Consider the following 18,061-nt stretch of genomic DNA (forward strand, 5'->3'; position numbering starts at 1 on the left):
ACCAACGATTGGTGAAATAGCTCAATTGTTGTATTCCGATCACACAACCTGGTTGAACGAAGGCGACCTGGCGTTTCAACAACTTATTCGTTTCTGGAGCCTTCCACCAATTCTAGCCCACTCTGTAGAAACTCCAGTGCTTTGAAGCGTTAGACGCCTTTGGCAATGCTGTTGTAGTCGCTACAATTTGAATTATGATTCGTCTTCTGGGACTCAGGACGCTACGATCGCCTGAGCATCTTCCCCAGATGAGGTTTCACCTGGAGGCTTTAAATGGATACTGAGCAACTTTTGTGTAAAATTCGGCACTATTTTCAATCTAAATTCGCTCGTGTATTTGCAGTCGGATGGCTAACAATTTTACTGCTGGCTGTTCCAGTGTCATCCAGTTGGGCAAAATCTATTGCAACTCCGGGATTCGTGCCCGCTTTCAATAGTGAGTCGGCTGATGTTGGCTCAACTGCGGAGACGTTAGAGCCGATTGTGGCTCAGGCTCCAGCCGCAACCGTTAGAGCAGGTAGCTTTGTGGCGGCAGCCGTTGAACGAGTGGGGCCAGCGGTCGTGCGAATTGACACGGAACGAACAATTACTCGTACGTCTGATCCGTTGTTTAACGACCCCTTCTTTCGCCGCTTTTTTGGGGATGGCATGATGCCGCAAGGCCCCTCAGGGGAGAGATTACAGGGGCAGGGATCAGGGTTCATTGTTGATGGCAGTGGCGTTATTCTTACGAATGCTCATGTTGTCGATCGAGCCGATCGCGTTACGGTCAGGCTCAAGGATGGACGGGCATTTGATGGAGAAGTGCGCGGGGCTGATGAAGTAACAGACCTGGCGGTTGTCAAAATCAATGTCAGCGGTGGCGGGTTGCCCGTTGCACCTTTAGGCGATTCTGACGAAATTCAGGTGGGCGATTGGGCGATCGCGGTGGGCAACCCGCTAGGACTGGACAACACTGTGACGCTGGGTATTGTCAGTACGCTCAACCGCTCTAGTGCGATGGTTGGCATTCCCGATAAGCGCTTGGAGTTTATTCAAACAGACGCGGCCATTAATCCGGGAAATTCGGGTGGGCCACTGTTGAACGATCGGGGTGAAGTGATTGGCATTAACACGGCTATTCGAGCCAACGCGAATGGTATCGGGTTTGCAATTCCGGTGAATAAGGCTAAAGAAATCACCGATCAGCTAGTGCGCGGTGAGTCGGTACAGCACCCTTACCTGGGTGTTCAAATTGCAACGCTGACTCCGGATTTAGCCAAGCAAAATAATGATGACATTAACGCTACAGTGATTCTGCCTGAGGTGAACGGTGTTTTGGTGATGGGTGTCATTCCTAATTCACCAGCGGCTCAGGCTGGAATTCGTCGTGGAGATGTCATTGTTCAAATTGATGGACAGCCCGTGACCAGTGCCGATCGCCTTCAGTTACGGGTAGACAGTAGCCGAGTGGGGCAACCCCTTCGCCTGACGATACGGCGCGGCGATCGCACACAGCAGATCTCGGTTCGTACGGCTGCACTCCCTTCGCCTGGACGCAATTCTTAGAGGATGGTTTAGAGGGCGGTTCGTTTCAACTCGAACCGCCCTCTAAACGTCCCAACGCTGGGGACTTTGAAATAGAACTGGCTCGGAAGTCCTCCAGGATTGGGATCTTGAAGTTCAGGCATACCAGAAGGAGCAGCCATTTCTCCCATCTTCATCATCTTAGAGACCAGTTATAACGCCACATAAAAAAGCCCCCTTGAAGCTGTTCAAGGGGGCTTTTGAAACACCTAAATTAATAGATTCTAAGAGGATGTTTCACAGGGCTGATTGTCACTTGAACCGTCCCCTAATCCCCAACTCTGGAGGAGTTTGAAACAGAATGGCTCGGACGTTGCCAAGAGCGGGGGTAGGGGGCGAATGCAGCACATTTGATACTTTGAAACCTCTAAAATCCATCAACAGGCTAAGATTTTAGTCCTCATCATCGTCATCGTCGTCGGTGTCAACTTCTTCGAAGTCGTCATCGTCGTCATCCAGGATAGGAGAATAGTCGTCACCATTAGAGCCAAAGCCGTAGCTTGAGCGGGTAAAGTCGAGACCGCCCTCCTGGCGATCGCGTGCAGGGGCACCGGGCGACGGTGGGAACATGTCAAATCCGCCCTCTAGCTCATAGGTGCGAGCGGTTCGGTCATCCAGCACAACGTCTTGCAGGCTAACATCGTCCTCAAAAACGCTGCCATCGTAGGTCAAATCGACATCAATGGGGCTAGGTTCTTCGTAAGCGTTGAAGCCTGTACCTGCTGGAATTAGACGACCAATAATCACGTTCTCCTTTAGACCTCGCAACCAGTCAGATTTACCTTCGATCGCAGCTTCCGTCAGAACCCTGGTCGTTTCCTGGAAACTGGCCGCCGAGATAAAGCTGTCCGTGTTGAGTGAGGCTTTTGTAATACCCAACAGCATGGGAGTATATTCTGCTGGAGCGCCCCCAGCAACAGACATCGCCTGGTTAAACTGCTCAATCTGATGCAGTTCAACTAGCTCGCCGGGCAGCATTGTCGTGTCGCCACCGTCATCCACTCTGCCCTTAGAGGTCATCTGTCGCACAATTACTTCAATGTGCTTGTCCGAAATCTCGATACCTTGAGATTGGTAAACCGACTGCACCTCATTCACCAGGAAGGTTTGCACCTTCTCCAGGCTGATCAGTGCTGCTTCATGGATGCCCTTAGACTCCTTGTGCAACTTGAAGAAAATCTCCAGGATTTCGTGTGGATTAGCTGGCCCATCGGTTAGCGGTTCTGCCGCCCCTACACGCTGTTCATCCATCACCAGGACATTTTGCCCAGGGCCAAGCGGATAGTCTGTAATGACTCCATCATCCTCAATCACTTTGACTTCGACGGTATCATCCTCACCGTAGACGACCTGGGCGACCCCAGGACGCGCCGCTAAGATGCAGGCTTCCTTCGGCTTCCGCGCTTCCAGTAGCTCTTCAATTCTGGGTAGACCCTGAATGATATCTCCAGTCTTAGCGCGCTCAAACACCAACAGCACCAGGTTGTCGCCCCGTTGAACGAGATCGCCGTCGTCAATGTGGAGCACGGCACCTGCCGACACCCGATAGGGACGAGCAATTCGCAGAACGACCTCAGAATCCGTGATCTTGACGATTTGACCTGACTCTTCAATGACTACACCGGGTGCAACTTCAGCACCTGCGACTAACAGGTTGCCAAGCTTAACCGTGGGCGATTTGCCCTGAAGATCGACCGTGAAGCGATCGGCATCTCGCACTACAAGAACACGACGGATAGCCTCAGCCCCTTCCCGAATACCGCGAATTTCCCCGGCTTCCTTACACTGAATCTCTGTGCGGGCAACAACAGCACCAGGGACAATCTGGTCACCGTCGTGTACCAACAGGCGGGTCAGTGTACTGCCCTGGGTTTGGTCTGCAACTACGTCCCGTCGAATCACCAGAGATTCTAGAATCACCAATTGCAAACGCATTACCGCTGGATCGGTCTCGTCGGGAACGAGTTCAATATCAGCAGCCAGTTGCGGTGTTTCCCGATCAATTTCCAACACTAGCTGAGTTCGCAGGAGTTCTAACCCTTCAACGGATTTGACCCGCTCACCATCCTTATAGGGAATACGCTGAATGGCTCGCAGACGGATTGAGCGCCCAGACTCTTCGTTGGTTGATTCCTGACTGGGTACCGATGGCTCGTTGGGAACCTTGAACTCAGTCACCGGACGCAGCAACAATGCTGGCCCTTCAGGAGATTCAATGTACTCGACGTAGCGCAACTCGGGAGATGTCAATCCGGGCATGACTTCCTGTCCCGGCGTGACGATAGTTCCATCTTTGCCCATGACGGCTTCAGGGTTATCAACCATGTGCATTTCGCCGGGCTTGATCACAATCTCCCGCAGAATGTCGTTCTTCTGAGTGACCTCAATTACACCACTGCTTTGACAGAAGATATCTTTAACGACCTCACTGCCGGCTTCAACATACTGCCCGTCTTCCACGAGCAGCAGGGAGATATCTTTGTTGACTTCGTGCGATTCTTCGGGAATCCAAAGCAGCGTGCCGCCCTGAACAACTTCGTAGCCCTGCTTCGCTTTGCCGCGTTTGCCAACCTCTACACCAGAGTATTTGAGAATACCGCCAGTTTGAGTGTGGTAGCGATCGTCAATTAATTCTGCAACGACCTGGTTGTTGGTAACTTTGGTGCCTGGGGTCGCAATAAGGGAGAAGCGCTGATTATGATTGGTTTCAATCACATAATGCTCACGTCCCTGATAGCTCTCTGCCATCACCCGCGCTTCATCTAGCAGCACAGAAGCGGTGATGATTTCAACCTCACGACCGCCTTTCCCTTCACTTTCGGGCGGGATGCGGACGACTCCACCATGCTCAGTCACCAGCTTGGTTTCCGCCAGAATGCTGTCTGAATCGACGCGATCGCCGTTCTTTACCACAGGCTCCGCGCCGGGTGGCAGGTTATAAACCTCACCCGAGAGAATCCAAAGCAAACCGCCTCTTTGGGCAATACGGGTTGTATTTCCCTGACGGTCTTTCTTTTCTTCTGGCACAACGTCTGCAAACTTCACTTCTCCGGCCAGGTCAGAGGCAACGTCTTTAGTAGCCTTCTCTGTGACCTTACGAACCCGGCCAGTGGCAGGCATTTCGGCTAACATTTGTCCCAGGCTAACGGTTTGACCATCGTGGGCAAAAAGAATTGAGCCGGGTGGAATGGTGAAGTTTTCTTTGCGCCCGCCGCTGGATTCAACGGTGATCGTGACGTTCACTTCAAGAACCAATGCCTCATCCCCATGACGGGTGCGGAAGGCTCGTGAGCGGAACTGCTTCGACTTGAAATGCACCACTCCATCAAACGGCGCACGAATCTGGGGTACTTGCTCTCCAGTAAACGTTCCACCCGTGTGGAATGTCCGCATGGTGAGCTGGGTTCCCGGTTCACCAATCGACTGAGCTGCAATAATACCTACCGCTTCGCCCAAATCTACCATGTAGGCATGGGCTAAACTCCAGCCGTAGCAGTGCTGACAGACCGATCGGGTTGCTTCGCAGGTCAGGGGCGATCGCACCACAACTTGCGAAACCTTGGCCTTACCAAATTCCTGAGCCAGTTCATAGGAAATAGCCTGGTTGCGGGTAGCCATGACCTCACCCGTTTCGGGATGCAGCACGTCTTCAGCCACGACTCGACCCAACAGGCGCTCTTTCAACGGAATCAGAACTCGTTCACCGTCGGTCATACTTCGAATCGGAATGCCGCGTTCGGTACCGCAATCGAGTTCTCGGATAATCACATCCTGTGAAACATCGACCAGGCGACGGGTCAAATACCCTGAGTCAGCAGTTCGCAGAGCCGTATCAACCAACCCTTTACGGGCACCGTAGGACGAGATGATATACTCCGTAACCGTTAGACCTTCGCGGAAGTTGGTTTTAATAGGAAGGTCGATGATCTCTCCTTGGGGATTGGCCATCAGCCCCCGCATTCCGACCAACTGGCGCACCTGGGAAATATTTCCCCGGGCACCCGAAAACGCCATCATGTAGACCGAGTTTAGCGGGTCATTAGACTTGAAGTGGCGAACAACCTCGTCTTTAAGTTCTTCACTCGTATCGTTCCAGGTATCAATTACCTTTTGAAAGCGCTCTACTTCTGTGATATCGCCACGGGTATACCGACTTTCTGTAATTCGAATCTGCTCTTCGGCAGCTTGCAACAGTTGCCGCTTGCTAGGCGGCACTTGTAAATCGTCTACGCTGATGGAAACCCCTGCTTTAGTGGCATACCGGAAGCCCAGATCCTTAAGATCGTCTGCCATGTTGGCGGTTCGCGCAGTGCCGTAATTGGTAAATGCCCACGCCACTAGCCTGCGCAGTTGTCCTTTATTGACAACATGATTTTGAAAAATTGCCTTTTGCTCAGGCTGTTGTGTTGAATTTTGATCGGCCATCATGTACCTCTGCCCCTCAATTGATGTATACCTCGCCGTTAGCGGTCAGCATCAGCCCACCATGCAGGCCAATGCTGACCGTCTCGTTAGCTAACCAGGGCATCCTGGATTGTCTTGTTGTAGATAATGCGTCCGGCAGTTGTTTTCACATATTGCGAAATCACATTGCCTTCGGCATCCTCGCGCACGCGACGGAACTTGTAGAGTTTTGTAACCGTACCGTCATTTGCTGGCTGAGTCTCGATAGGTTCAACGTCTGGTTCGTCCGTTTCGATTTCACCGTCATACCGCACCCAGATATAGGCATGGATGTCGATGATCTTTTGCTCGTAGGCAACAATCACATCCTCCAAACTTGAGAAGTAGCGTCCTACTCCCTTTTCAGCCTTAGGGTTTTCGGCTGTCAGGTAATAGCATCCCAAGACCATGTCTTGACTCGGCGTAATGATCGGTTTGCCGGTTGCCGGAGACAGGATGTTATTAGAAGCCAACATCAACAGCCTTGCCTCCGCCTGAGCTTCCAGAGAGAGCGGCACGTGAACCGCCATCTGGTCGCCATCGAAGTCAGCGTTGAATGCTGGACAAACCAGCGGATGAATTTGAATCGCCCGACCTTCTACCAGAATGGGTTCAAATGCTTGAATGCCCAAACGGTGCAGAGTCGGTGCTCGGTTGAGCATGACGGGGTGCCCATCAATCACTTCTTCAAGAACATCCCAAACGGCTGGATCGCCTCGCTGAATTAACTTCTTGGCCGCTTTAATGTTGTTGACCATGCCCTGACGAATCAGGCGGTGGATCACGAACGGTTGAAACAGTTCGATCGCCATCTCACGGGGCAGCCCGCACTGGTGAATCTTTAACTTTGGACCCACCACAATCACCGAACGGCCAGAGTAGTCTACCCGCTTACCCAGAAGGTTTTGGCGGAACCGACCCTGCTTACCCTCAATGATGTCGGATAGAGATTTCAGCGGGCGGTTGTTAGCACCAACCACCGTCCGTCCACGGCGACCGTTGTCAATTAGCGCATCCACAGCCTCTTGCAACATCCGTTTCTCGTTACGAACAATGATTTCAGGCGCTAGAATCTCCTGAAGCCTTGCCAGACGGTTGTTACGGTTAATGACGCGACGATAGAGGTCGTTTAAGTCGGAGGTCGCAAAACGGCCTCCATCAAGTTGCACCATTGGGCGCAAGTCGGGTGGAATCACCGGAATCACCGACAGCACCATCCATTCTGGTTTAGACTGGGTGGCAATAAAGTTATCGATCACACGCAGCCGCTTAATCAGCTTGGCTCGCTTCTGGCCTTTAGCCGTTGCAATCTCTTCTCGGAGTTGCTCTGCTTCCTTTTCGAGTTCCAGGTCTTGCAGTAGCCGTTGCAGTGCTTCCGCACCAATTCCAACTTCAACCCCCGTCAGTTGAGAATCTTCGCTGTAAAGCTGATCCTCGATCTCAATCCACTGATCTTCAGTGAGAAGCTGCTTGTAGGATAAGTTCTCCGCATTACCAGGGCTGAGGACTACATAGGCGTTGAAGTATACTATTTGCTCAACATCCCGCAGCGGCATATCTAGCAAAATAGCCATGTAGCTGGGAATCCCCTTGAGGTACCACACATGAGCCACAGGTGCGGCCAGCTTAATGTAGCCCATGCGGTGGCGGCGTACGCGGGACTCAGTCACTTCTACGCCACAACGCTCACACACAATTCCCCGATGGCGAACCCGCTTATACTTACCGCAGTGGCATTCCCAGTCTTTTGCTGGCCCAAAAATCCGTTCGCAGAACAGGCCATCCATTTCTGGCTTTAATGTCCGGTAGTTAATGGTTTCAGGTTTGGTTACTTCCCCGACAACCATGCCGTTGGGTAAGGTACGTTCTCCCCACTGGCGAATTCGCTCCGGAGATGCCAGACCAATTTTGACGTAGTCAAATCGCTGTTCGAGCTTTGGCATCGCTAATTCTTTCCTCTTTACGCTGGCAATAACACATAAGCTGGTGCGGCCATCAGCAGACGCTTTCACGATGCTGATGGCCAGGGGCGATCGCAACAGATGGCTAATCTTCTACTTCTTCCATCTCCTCTCGAGTAATTGACTCGTAGGTTGGACGAGATGGGGTTCGTCGAGCGCTAACATCGGCCATCAAGTCAACCTCAACATCACGGCTGGTGCCATCTTCCTGGGTTTGCAGCTTGTGAGCTGCAATGTCTAAACAGAGCGATTGAAGCTCACGCATTAACACCTTGAAGGATTCTGGCGTTCCCGGACGAGGAATAGCCTTGCCCTTCACAATGGCGTTGAGCGCTTCGTTGCGTCCCTGCATGTCATCTGATTTAACCGTCAGTAACTCTTGCAAGATGTAAGCGGAACCAAAGGCTTCCAGTGCCCAAACTTCCATTTCACCGAAGCGCTGGCCTCCCTGCTGAGCCTTACCACCAAGAGGTTGCTGAGTCACCAGTGAGTAAGGACCGGTTGAACGAGCGTGGATCTTGTCATCAACCAGGTGAACCAGCTTCAGCATGTACGCTTTGCCAATGGTGACAGGGCGATCGAACGGTTCACCCGTCCGCCCGTCGTACACCTGGATTTTGCCAGGATTATCCGGGTTGTAGACCCAGTCTTGCCCCGTCAGATCTCGGGCTTCTTGAATCTTGGCGTGGGTGGTGAGACGAGAAGCTTCTTCACCGTGCATTTCGTCAAAGGGGATCATCTTGAAGCGAACCCCCAAGTTATGTCCTGCCCATCCCAGCAGACACTCAAACACCTGGCCTACATTCATCCGAGAAGGGACACCCAGCGGGTTGAGCACGATGTCGATCGGAGTACCATCCGGCAGGTAGGGCATGTCCTCGATTGGCAAAATGCGGGAAATAATTCCTTTATTGCCATGACGACCAGCCATCTTATCGCCCACTTGAATCTTGCGCTTTTGGGCAACGTAGACTCGAACGACCATATTGGCACCCGGCGGCAATTCGTCTCCTTGCTCCCGTGTAAAGACACGCACGTCAACCACACGGCCTTTTTCACCATTCGGAACACGGAGTGAATTGTCTCGAACATCTCTAGCTTTTTCGCCAAAGATTGCTCTCAGCAGCTTTTCTTCAGGCGGCTGGTCAGATTCCCCTTTAGGAGTGACCTTACCTACCAAAATATCTCCAGCTTCAACCCACGCACCAATCCGAATGATTCCTGTTTCGTCTAGCTGGCGCAGTGCATCTTCCCCAACGTTAGGAATTTCACGGGTAATTTCCTCAGGCCCAAGCTTGGTTTGACGAGCCTCGATCTCGTATTTTTCAACGTGAATTGAGGTGTAAACATCGTCGTAAACCAGGCGCTCACTGATGAGGATTGCGTCCTCATAGTTGTAGCCTTCCCACGGCATGTAGGTGACCAGAATGTTTTGCCCAAGTGCCAGTTCACCGCCCTCGGTAGCTGAACCGTCGGCAAGCACCTGGCCTGCCACGACGCGATCGCCTGCAAACACAATAGGTCGCTGGTTTAGACAGGTATCCTGGTTCGATCGCTGGTATTTCTGAAGGAAATACTGGTGATCTTTGCCCTGTTCGTCGCGCACGCGAATCGTGTTGGCATCAACGTAGGTTACGTCTCCAGCCGTGCGGCTCACAATTACCATGCCAGAGTCGCGTGCCGCCTGCGCCTCTAACCCGGTACCAACGAGGGGACGCTCAGGCCGCAGCAGGGGAACCGCCTGTCGCTGCATGTTCGATCCCATCAGCGCTCGGTTAGCATCGTCATGCTCCAGGAAGGGAATGAGCGATGTCGCCACCGAAATGATCTGAACGGGCGAGACAGCAACATAGTCTACTTCTAAGGGCGTGGTGGTGGTGAAGTCCTGACGGTAGCGCACCGGAACCTGCTCACCCAGAATGTAGCCCTCTTCATCCATTGGAATATCGCCAGGTGCAACGCGAAGATCATCTTCCTCATCGGCTGTCATATACAGAGGCGTTTGATCTTTCAACACCTTGCCGCTTTCTACTCGGAAGAACGGCGTTTCGATGAAACCATAGGCGTTGACGCGAGCATGGGTGGCGAGGGAACCAATCAAGCCAGCATTGGGTCCTTCTGGTGTTTCAATCGGACAGATGCGACCATAGTGGGAGGGATGAATATCTCGAACCGCAAAGCCAGCTCGTTCCCGAGTTAAACCACCAGGACCCAAGGCGCTAAGACGACGCTTGTGGGTTAATTCAGCCAGTGGATTGGTTTGATCCATAAACTGGGAAAGCTGTGAGGAGCCAAAGAACTCCTTAATTGCCGCCACCAGCGGTTTGGGGTTGACCAGGGATGCAGGTGTTAGAGAATCCGCATCGGATACGGTCATCCGTTCGCGGATGATTCGCTCTAAGCGGTTGAGACCGACTCGAACCTGGTTTTGTAGCAGTTCACCTACCGATCGCACCCGACGGTTGCCCAAGTGGTCGATGTCGTCTACGCCACCAATGTCAAATTCCAGATTGATCAGGTAATCGATCGCCGCCAAAATGTCTTGCGGTGTCAAAACCCTGGTCGTTTCTGTAATGTTGAGTCTAAGTTTTTTGTTGAGCTTGTAGCGACCCACTTTGCCAAGGTCATACCGCTTGGGATCAAAGAAGCGTGATTCCAGGAGCTGCGTCCCGCCAGAAACCGTCGGAGGTTCACCGGGACGGAGTTTCCGGTAAAGTTCCATCAGCGCTTCTTCTTCGCTGAACTGACCTTCTTTCTCGATGGTTTTTTGGAAATACTCTGGATGGCGCAGCGCGTCGAAAATTTCGCTATCGCTTAAGCCCAATGCCTTTAGTAAGACTTGTGCCGACAGCTTGCGAGTTTTGTCGATACGCACCCAAACCAGATCGTTTTTGTCGGTTTCAAATTTCAACCATGCGCCACGGTTGGGAATCAAACTGGCGTTGTAGGTGCGTCGTCCGTTTTTGTCGGTTTCGGCTTTGTAGTAAACCCCAGGGCTACGCACAATCTGGTTGACGATTACCCGTTCAGCACCGTTAATGATGAAGGTGCCGCGATCGGTCATCAGGGGTAAATCCCCAATAAAAACCTCTTGCTCCTTAATCTCTCCCGTTTCCTTGTTGATTAGGCGAGTAGGAACGTACATTTGTACAGCGTAGGTCGCGTCCCGACGCTTCGCTTCATCAACGTCGTATTTAGGACGTTTAAGCTTATAGTCTTTACCAAGAAAGTGAAGTTCAAGCTTTCCAGTGTAGTCAGTGATGGGCGAAAAACTGTCCAGCTCTTCGATTAAACCTTCTTCCAGAAACCAACGAAAGCTGGCTCGCTGAATTTCAACTAAATCTGGCAGTGTAAAAACCGGGGGCGTTTGAACAGATACGGCTTGGGCGGGTGCTGCTTGGGTTAAGGCTGCTTGGGTTAAGTTAGTCATGCGTCTCCTCAAACGGGTCACGCTCAGGGCAAGTCCCTGATGTTACGGTGTGGGCAAAAATCTGTCAACGGAAAATTTCAGCCCTCGATTGGTGAGGACTGAAGAGCCATGCTTGGAAATGCAGGGAATGGCAGATGGAAATATTGAATAAAACTTTTAGAGAGGCTCAATGCTAGCGATCGGAACTCAGAGAAAGACACCAGAACTAGAAATGCTGGATAGCTAACTGTCCAACGTTTTGTCTCTATCAATACGGCCAATACGGCTTGTTCAGTAAAACCAACTTTTGGAGAAAAGCACGATCGAGTTTAGCAGGTTAAGTTACGACTGGCTACACCTTCTTTACATTATGCCGCAAGTAACTCGATCTGTGGTAACGCGTTTGGGAAGGCGAGCTAAAGTCATCGCTGGCTGCTGGTACCGAGGGTGTCTGTCCTAAGACGGTGTTACCAGGGCGGGTTGTCCCTCCAATGTCAGATCGTCTAACGTCAGACGGCCTGCTTCTGGCAACGTTAGCCCAAAGAGCCGACAGGCATTAGCGGTAGTTTGAGCGGCGATCGATTCCAGAGGCACTTGACGAAGCTGAGCAAGCTGTTCAGCCACATAACGGACATAAGCCGGTTGGTTACGCCGTTCGCCCCGTTTGGGAACCGGAGCCAGAAAGGGGCAATCGGTTTCAATTAAAAGGCGATCGTCTGGCACACCCCTGGCTGATTCTTGCACCTGCTTCGCGTTCTTAAACGTGACGATGCCACTAAAGCTGATGTAGCAGCCTAGATCTAAGAACCATTGGGTTTCCTCTGGGGTGCCGCTCCAACAGTGCATCACTGCTTGAACGGCTCCGTGGTTAGCCCAAAATGACCTCATCAGTTCCGCCATTCGTGCTGCTGCGTCTCGACAGTGAATGATCACTGGACGATCGAGTTGTCTGGCGATCGCTAGCTGGGCTAAAAATACCGACTCTTGCTGGTCTTGATTTTCGGCTTTGTAAAAATCCAGGCCAATTTCACCGATCGCGACCACACGGGCATCGGACATTGCGAACGATAGAATCTGTGCAGCCGAATCCGCTGTCCATTTTTCAACATCAAGCGGGTGTAACCCAACCGCAAACGAGAGTTCTGGGAAACGGTCGGCCAGCGCCTGCGTTCGCTCAAACTCAGACGGCTCCACGCAGGAATGCACCAAGTGAACCACCCCTGCATCACGCCAGTTTTGAGCAACATCTTCCAGATCGGCCTGAAAGCTGTCGAAGTTGATGTGAACGTGAGTGTCAATTAGCTGCATAGTGCTCAGGCGGCTAGTACTCGGGCGGTTGTACAACGATGAAGCTGGAAGAAGACAGCCACAAAGACCCAAATAGGAGTAAGCGCTCCTGATAAATCTTTATGTTTTCTAGTTTAGCGTCAACCGTCAGGATGCAGCTTGAGCGCTGGCCTGTTTCATTCTTAGCGCTTTCACCAGCCGCGATTTTTTCCGGGCACCGTTGTTGGGGTGCAGCACGCCTTTTTTCACTGCTTTATCAATCTTGCTGTAAGCCGCCGACATTTCTGCCTGTACTAGCTGCATCGATTCGTCGCTAGGGTTGGCTGCGTAAGCGTCAACGGCAGCAAAATACCGCTTCATCAACGTTCTGACGGCTGACCGGTAGGATTTGTTACGCAGACGATTGCGCTCTGTAATCTGGACACGCTTAATCGCAGATTTGATATTTGCCACGGTTACTCTCTAAATCTCAGGAATGTTTTCTATTTCTAGCAGTCTATTATTTTAGCTAATGATCTTGCCAAAATACAGAGGAGTTCATAATTGCAACAGCCGATGCAATACATAATCCTTGGAAAATCCAGGTTAAGCTAGAAAGATACAGGTCAGTCCGGTGATGATATGACTGGGACACAACAAATACTCCAGCTAACCTACGGACTCACGTTTTTAATTTGATGAAGCGATGCTGCGAATTATTACTCAGCGAGCTGAGGCACTAGCTGAACTGCGACGAATCTGCGATCGCACTCATGACGACCAGGTTGTCCACAAAGAGGCAACCGTTCGGGAGGTGATTCAGGCCGTCAAGCGTCAGGGTGACCGAGCCGTACTTCACTATACCGAAGAATATGACCAGCTAACGCTGACAGCCGAAGAATTGCGCGTGAGCGGTTCAGAGCTAGATGCAGCTTATCAACAGGTTTCTAAGGAACTGCTAGATGCAATCCGGCTGGCCTGTCGTAAGATTGAGGCGTTTCACCGTCAACGTGTACCCAAAAGCTGGGTGCGCTTTGAGGATGCTGAAGTCGTCTTAGGCAAGCGGTATACGCCTGTTGACCGGGCAGGGCTATATGTGCCGGGTGGTCGGGCTGCATACCCCAGTACCGTGCTGATGAATGCCATTCCTGCCAGAGTGGCGAAGGTGCCTCGGATTGTGATGACAACGCCACCTGGGCCGGATAAGTCTGTCAATCCTGCTGTGTTGGTGGCGGCTCAGGAGGCTGGGGTGCAAGAAATTTATCGGGTAGGAGGAGCGCAGGCGATCGCTGCCTTGGCCTATGGAACGGAAACCATTCCCAAGGTGGATGTGGTTACTGGGCCAGGCAACATCTACGTCACGCTTGCCAAAAAGCTGGTTTACGGGACGGTGGGCATCGACTCTTTGGCGGGACCGTCGGAAGTGCTGGTTATTGCCGATGAAGCGGCAAACCCTGTTCATGTAGCGGCAGACTTACTCGCTCAAGCAGAACATGACCCAATGGCCGCCGCTATTTTGCTTACAACCGATACGGCTCTAGCGAATAAAGTAGTGGCTGAGGTGAAGCAACAACTGGTGAACCATCCCCGCCGCATGCTGACCGAAAAGGCGATCGCCCATTATGGTCTGGTGGTGGTGGTAGATTCGCTAGATGCAGCGGTTGAGTTGTCTAATGAATTTGCGCCAGAACATCTAGAACTGGAAGTCACCGATCCCTGGGGACTGTTAGAGAAGATTCGCCACGCTGGTGCTATTTTCCTGGGATGCTCGACACCTGAAGCCGTTGGAGACTATCTGGCTGGGCCAAACCACACCCTACCAACTTCTGGCTCAGCTCGTTATGCCTCGGCGTTGGGCGTGGAAACGTTTATGAAACACTCTAGCTTGATTCAGTATTCTCCAGAGGCGCTAGATCAAGTGGCTGGGGCGATCGACGTGCTGGCGAAAGCAGAAGGGCTAATTTCTCATGCTGATTCCGTCCAGCTTCGGGTTCAGGGTGATACCTTGGACGCAGAAGCTTAGAGGTTCGCAATGTGACCACATCGGCTGAATTTGAAACCATCTTAGTTGCGCTGGACAGTTCGGAATCATCAGAACAGATTGTGCAGACGCTATTTCAGCTTCAGTTACAGCCAACCACTGAAGTGGTTTTAGCCCATGTTGTTGTAAATACGGCAAATCCTGATATTGTGAGCGATCGCCCTCCGGCTGAGATTGAAGAACTGCCGCAACGGCATATCGAACAGTTGCAAGCCTACCAATCCCAGTTACCCTGCGCCAGCAAAGTTGAGGTAGTGACCGGCGATCCGGCGGATGAGATCGTTCGACTGGCAAACATCCATCAGGCAGACCTGATTGTGATTGGCAGCCGTGGGTTGACTGGGTTGAATCGCGTGATTCAAGGCTCGGTGAGCAGCCAGGTGGTGGCCGATGCCCACTGTTCTGTTCTGGTGGTTAAGCACTAGGCAGCAAAGCCGACCTGGTTTCGTATCCAGTCAAAACGGTGCATCAGTGCGAAACTGATGCACTTTGCGATAACCATGTGCAGGTATTAAAGCGGTTGAGAACGGGTTAGAAACTGCCGTAGATTCAGCAAACTGACCGTTTGCCCCAGATTTAGCGGCAGCAACGAAACGCCTTCCAGCCGAGATTGCACCCACCCCTCGCCCCAGTACCATTCGTGGAACCCGTCGATTCCCCGATTCATGATCAGGCGTAAACCGTTGGGTTCGACCATTTCGACATGATGCTGAACGGCTATAGGCCCCAGCCAGCTTGTAAACACAGTACCCACCCGGAGACGTTCGGGAAGTCCGGGGGAAAAGCGCTGCAGTTGAAGCCATTGCTGAAAATCGCCTGGACACAGCAGACTGTCTCGAATCTTTTGCTCTGGTGCGTCAACCTCGATTCGCAAATGGCTCTGTTGAAAAGTGCCCAGCATAGTTCGATGAAGTGATACGGTTCACTTCTTCAGTGTAGACTAGCCTCCCGCTACGGCTGGCACAATACTGACTTCATCGCCTTCTTGCAGAGCAGTATTTTTACCCTCTAGAAAACGAATATCTTCACTATTGACATAAAAATTGATAAAACGGCGCAACTCGCCGCTGTCGTCGCACAAGCGTGCCTTAATGCCGGGACAGCTCTGCTCCAGAGAATCGAGCAGTTCGTTAATCGTACCGCCATTGCATTCAACAGTGGCCTGGTCGCGGGTAAATTTTTGCAGCGGGGTTGGAATCAGAACTTTAACAGCCATGAGAATCTGTAGCGAGTGATGAACGATAGGACTCAGTAACCGAAAACGATAAGGACAAATAGATAGCGGGGAAGAAGAACCTAACAGGCAGCCGACCACCGCTATCTATTTGCCTGAAACCTTAGACAAGAACTTGCTGCCATTCCAGGCGATCGAGGGTTTGCGCCCGTTCCAATGCCCGCTCGAAGCTGTCTAGCTTGGGTTCGATCGTCAGAGGTTCGCCGATGTAGCCTTGAACCGCTTCCTGAGTTTTCAATCCGTTGCCAGTAATATAGGCCACGGTGGTTTCCTCTGGGTCAATTTTGCCTGCTTCTACTAGCTTCTTGAGGACGGCGATCGTGGTTCCGCCTGCCGTTTCCGTGAAGATGCCTTCAGTTTCGGCCAACAGTTTCATGCCCTCGATGATTTCCGCATCCGTGACCGATTCAATATTTCCGTTCGTTTTCCTGGCAATATCAACGGCATAAATTCCATCGGCTGGGTTGCCAATGGCGATCGACTTGGCGATCGTATTGGGCTTAACGGGGGTGATAAAGTCGCGCCCTTCACGGAACGCTTGAGCAATAGGAGAACAGCCTTCAGCCTGAGCGCCACTAAAACGGACGGTTTTGTCTTCGACCAGCCCAACCTTAATAAATTCCTGAAAGCCTTTGTGAATTTTGGAGAACAGCGACCCAGACGCCAGGGGAGCCACAATGTGATCGGGTAACTGCCAGCCGAGCTGTTCCGCAACCTCATATCCCAACGTTTTTGAGCCTTCGGAATAGTAAGGGCGCAGGTTGATATTGACAAAGCCCCACCCATGCGTGTTTGCCACTTCCGAACAGAGGCGGTTGACCTGGTCATAGTTGCCCTGAACCGCCATGACGGTAGGCCCGTAAATCAGCGTTCCTAATATCTTGCCTGCTTCTAGATCCGCAGGAATAAACACGCAGCACTCTAAACCAGCATGAGCGGCGATCGCGGCGGTTGAGTTGGCCAGGTTTCCGGTGCTGGCACAGGACACGGTTGAAAACCCTAACTCGCGCGCGCGCGTCAACGCTACCGAAACCACCCGATCCTTAAAACTAAGGGTGGGCATGTTGACCGCATCATTTTTGATGTAAAGCCGCTTGAGACCCAGGCGACGAGCCAGGCGGTTAGTTTGCACCAGCGGAGTCATACCCGTTCCTACATCGATCGGGTTATTGGTTTGAACAGGCAGAAACGGACGATAGCGCCAGATTGAGTTGGGGCCAGCCTGAATCGTCTCGCGAGTTACAGTGCGGCTGAGGGCGCTGTAGTCGTAAGCCACTTCAAGGGGGCCAAAACAAAATTCGCAAACATGCAGCGCTTTTGCTTCATAGTCTGCACCGCACTCTTTACACTTCAATCCGGTAAAGGTTGCCGCCGATTGGGTTGGGGTTGTCGCTTGGGTCGCCTGGGTCATGGGTGAAGTCTCTCAACAGCAGTTCAACGAGTAAAAATTAGTTCAGATACAAAATTTGGAATGGTTTTTCCTAACTGTTGAGGAATAGTAGCACGGGCGACAAAACCCGGTCAAACATACCCGACAAAAATTGTCGGGTATGTTTTTGGTCGCTTTAACCAACGTTCAATCCGGCGACAGAACTAATCTATAAATCTCTATAGAGGTGTGGAGCCAATGTTCAGCAAAGAGGTGTTTCGAATGCCGCCTCCATTTCTACTGATGCTTAGCCGCCGCTGACGGGCGGAATTAAAACCACTTCATCTCCTGACTGAAGCACAGCATCCGGTTCAACAAACTGGAGGTTAATGCCGAAGCGAGTCACGTCGCGCCATTGTTCGAGTTCGGGGTGATCTGCCAGGAGGCGATCGCGCACATCGCTAACGGCACTGCCACGGGGCAAATCTAGAACCAGTTCTGGCACGCCATACGCTTCTTGATATGCTGCGAATAGTTTGACTGTGACTGTGACTGTCGGATCGGACATGGAATGCCATCTCACTGGATATAAATGCCGCATCGAGCAGAATACGGCCTGCTGGCAAAAATTGGGTCACTTGCCAAGACGTTGTGCTGGAGAACCCAGTTACTATAAACATACAGGGAGTCTAACCCTGGCTCACGCCTAACTCGTCCCAGGCCATCGGGCGATGTGAGTTGCTGTCAAACCAATGTGAGGACTTACTTCAAC

At 51.9% G+C, this 18,061-nt stretch carries 13 protein-coding genes; 3 read left to right on the top strand and 10 right to left on the bottom strand.

What is annotated here, in order from left to right; genetic code table 11:
- The first annotated feature begins 273 nt into the window (after window positions 1-273).
- A complete protein-coding gene (locus IQ268_RS11510; RefSeq protein WP_193878640.1) occupies window positions 274-1,548 on the top strand; it encodes an HhoA/HhoB/HtrA family serine endopeptidase in 1,275 nt (424 codons plus the stop codon).
- An 8-nt stretch (window positions 1,549-1,556) separates the two neighbouring features.
- Here IQ268_RS11510 and IQ268_RS32860 read toward each other — a convergent pair whose 3' ends face one another.
- From IQ268_RS32860 to rpsT, 6 genes are all read right to left on the bottom strand, one after another.
- Entirely contained in the window at window positions 1,557-1,688 is a 132-nt protein-coding gene (locus tag IQ268_RS32860; protein ID WP_255527174.1) for a hypothetical protein, read from the bottom strand.
- Between the two features lie 271 nt (window positions 1,689-1,959).
- Window positions 1,960-5,991 carry a DNA-directed RNA polymerase subunit beta' gene (locus IQ268_RS11515; protein WP_193878825.1) on the bottom strand — a complete coding sequence of 1,344 codons (4,032 nt, stop codon included), beginning with the start codon at window positions 5,989-5,991 and terminating at the stop codon, window positions 1,960-1,962.
- A gap of 86 nt (window positions 5,992-6,077) precedes the next feature.
- The gene (locus IQ268_RS32865; RefSeq protein ID WP_193878642.1) at window positions 6,078-7,952 is read right to left on the bottom strand and encodes a DNA-directed RNA polymerase subunit gamma; all 1,875 of its coding nucleotides are present in this window, start codon (window positions 7,950-7,952) and stop codon (window positions 6,078-6,080) included.
- A gap of 103 nt (window positions 7,953-8,055) precedes the next feature.
- Complete coding sequence (gene rpoB, locus IQ268_RS11525; protein WP_228035276.1) at window positions 8,056-11,400, bottom strand: DNA-directed RNA polymerase subunit beta; 3,345 nt, start codon at window positions 11,398-11,400, stop codon at window positions 8,056-8,058.
- Between the two features lie 435 nt (window positions 11,401-11,835).
- Window positions 11,836-12,687, bottom strand: a complete 852-nt coding sequence (locus tag IQ268_RS11530; protein WP_193878644.1) for a TatD family hydrolase — start codon at window positions 12,685-12,687, stop codon at window positions 11,836-11,838.
- A 126-nt stretch (window positions 12,688-12,813) separates the two neighbouring features.
- Window positions 12,814-13,119 (bottom strand): 30S ribosomal protein S20, encoded by a 306-nt coding sequence (rpsT, locus tag IQ268_RS11535; RefSeq protein WP_193878646.1) that lies wholly within the window; start codon window positions 13,117-13,119, stop codon window positions 12,814-12,816.
- Window positions 13,120-13,351: 232 nt separating this feature from the next.
- Here rpsT and hisD point away from each other — a divergent pair, with 232 nt between their 5' ends.
- Window positions 13,352-14,668, top strand: a complete 1,317-nt coding sequence (gene hisD / locus IQ268_RS11540; protein WP_193878648.1) for a histidinol dehydrogenase — start codon at window positions 13,352-13,354, stop codon at window positions 14,666-14,668.
- 11 nt (window positions 14,669-14,679) lie between these two features.
- Window positions 14,680-15,111: a universal stress protein gene (locus IQ268_RS11545; protein ID WP_193878650.1), complete on the top strand. Its 432-nt coding sequence runs from the start codon at window positions 14,680-14,682 to the stop codon at window positions 15,109-15,111.
- 86 nt (window positions 15,112-15,197) lie between these two features.
- Here the strand turns inward: IQ268_RS11545 and IQ268_RS11550 are convergent, their stop codons facing one another.
- The 4 genes from IQ268_RS11550 to IQ268_RS11565 all read right to left on the bottom strand — a co-directional run bounded on the left by IQ268_RS11550 (window position 15,198) and on the right by IQ268_RS11565 (window position 17,857).
- On the bottom strand, window positions 15,198-15,587 hold the full coding sequence (locus IQ268_RS11550) for a hypothetical protein (RefSeq protein WP_193878652.1): 390 nt from the start codon (window positions 15,585-15,587) through the stop codon (window positions 15,198-15,200).
- Between the two features lie 39 nt (window positions 15,588-15,626).
- On the bottom strand, window positions 15,627-15,902 hold the full coding sequence (locus IQ268_RS11555; RefSeq protein ID WP_193878654.1) for a MoaD/ThiS family protein: 276 nt from the start codon (window positions 15,900-15,902) through the stop codon (window positions 15,627-15,629).
- A 121-nt stretch (window positions 15,903-16,023) separates the two neighbouring features.
- A complete protein-coding gene (gene thrC, locus IQ268_RS11560; RefSeq protein ID WP_193878656.1) occupies window positions 16,024-17,331 on the bottom strand; it encodes a threonine synthase in 1,308 nt (435 codons plus the stop codon).
- 265 nt (window positions 17,332-17,596) lie between these two features.
- Window positions 17,597-17,857 carry a MoaD/ThiS family protein gene (locus IQ268_RS11565; protein ID WP_193878658.1) on the bottom strand — a complete coding sequence of 87 codons (261 nt, stop codon included), beginning with the start codon at window positions 17,855-17,857 and terminating at the stop codon, window positions 17,597-17,599.
- Window positions 17,858-18,061: the final 204 nt, after the last annotated feature.

It is taken from the genome of Oculatella sp. LEGE 06141, from assembly GCF_015207605.1.
In the GTDB taxonomy this organism is placed as follows: Bacteria; Cyanobacteriota; Cyanobacteriia; order Elainellales; family Elainellaceae; genus Oculatella.

Coding starts and splice junctions, on each gene's coding strand:
- IQ268_RS11550 (WP_193878652.1), bottom strand. CDS start 15,587: ATGCTGGGCACTTTTCAACAGAGCCATTTGCGAATCGAGGTTGACGCA.
- hisD (WP_193878648.1), top strand. CDS start 13,352: ATGCTGCGAATTATTACTCAGCGAGCTGAGGCACTAGCTGAACTGCGA.
- IQ268_RS32860 (WP_255527174.1), bottom strand. CDS start 1,688: ATGGCTGCTCCTTCTGGTATGCCTGAACTTCAAGATCCCAATCCTGGA.
- IQ268_RS11565 (WP_193878658.1), bottom strand. CDS start 17,857: ATGTCCGATCCGACAGTCACAGTCACAGTCAAACTATTCGCAGCATAT.
- IQ268_RS32865 (WP_193878642.1), bottom strand. CDS start 7,952: ATGCCAAAGCTCGAACAGCGATTTGACTACGTCAAAATTGGTCTGGCA.
- IQ268_RS11510 (WP_193878640.1), top strand. CDS start 274: ATGGATACTGAGCAACTTTTGTGTAAAATTCGGCACTATTTTCAATCT.
- IQ268_RS11530 (WP_193878644.1), bottom strand. CDS start 12,687: ATGCAGCTAATTGACACTCACGTTCACATCAACTTCGACAGCTTTCAG.
- IQ268_RS11555 (WP_193878654.1), bottom strand. CDS start 15,902: ATGGCTGTTAAAGTTCTGATTCCAACCCCGCTGCAAAAATTTACCCGC.
- IQ268_RS11515 (WP_193878825.1), bottom strand. CDS start 5,991: ATGGCCGATCAAAATTCAACACAACAGCCTGAGCAAAAGGCAATTTTT.
- thrC (WP_193878656.1), bottom strand. CDS start 17,331: ATGACCCAGGCGACCCAAGCGACAACCCCAACCCAATCGGCGGCAACC.
- rpoB (WP_228035276.1), bottom strand. CDS start 11,400: ATGACTAACTTAACCCAAGCAGCCTTAACCCAAGCAGCACCCGCCCAA.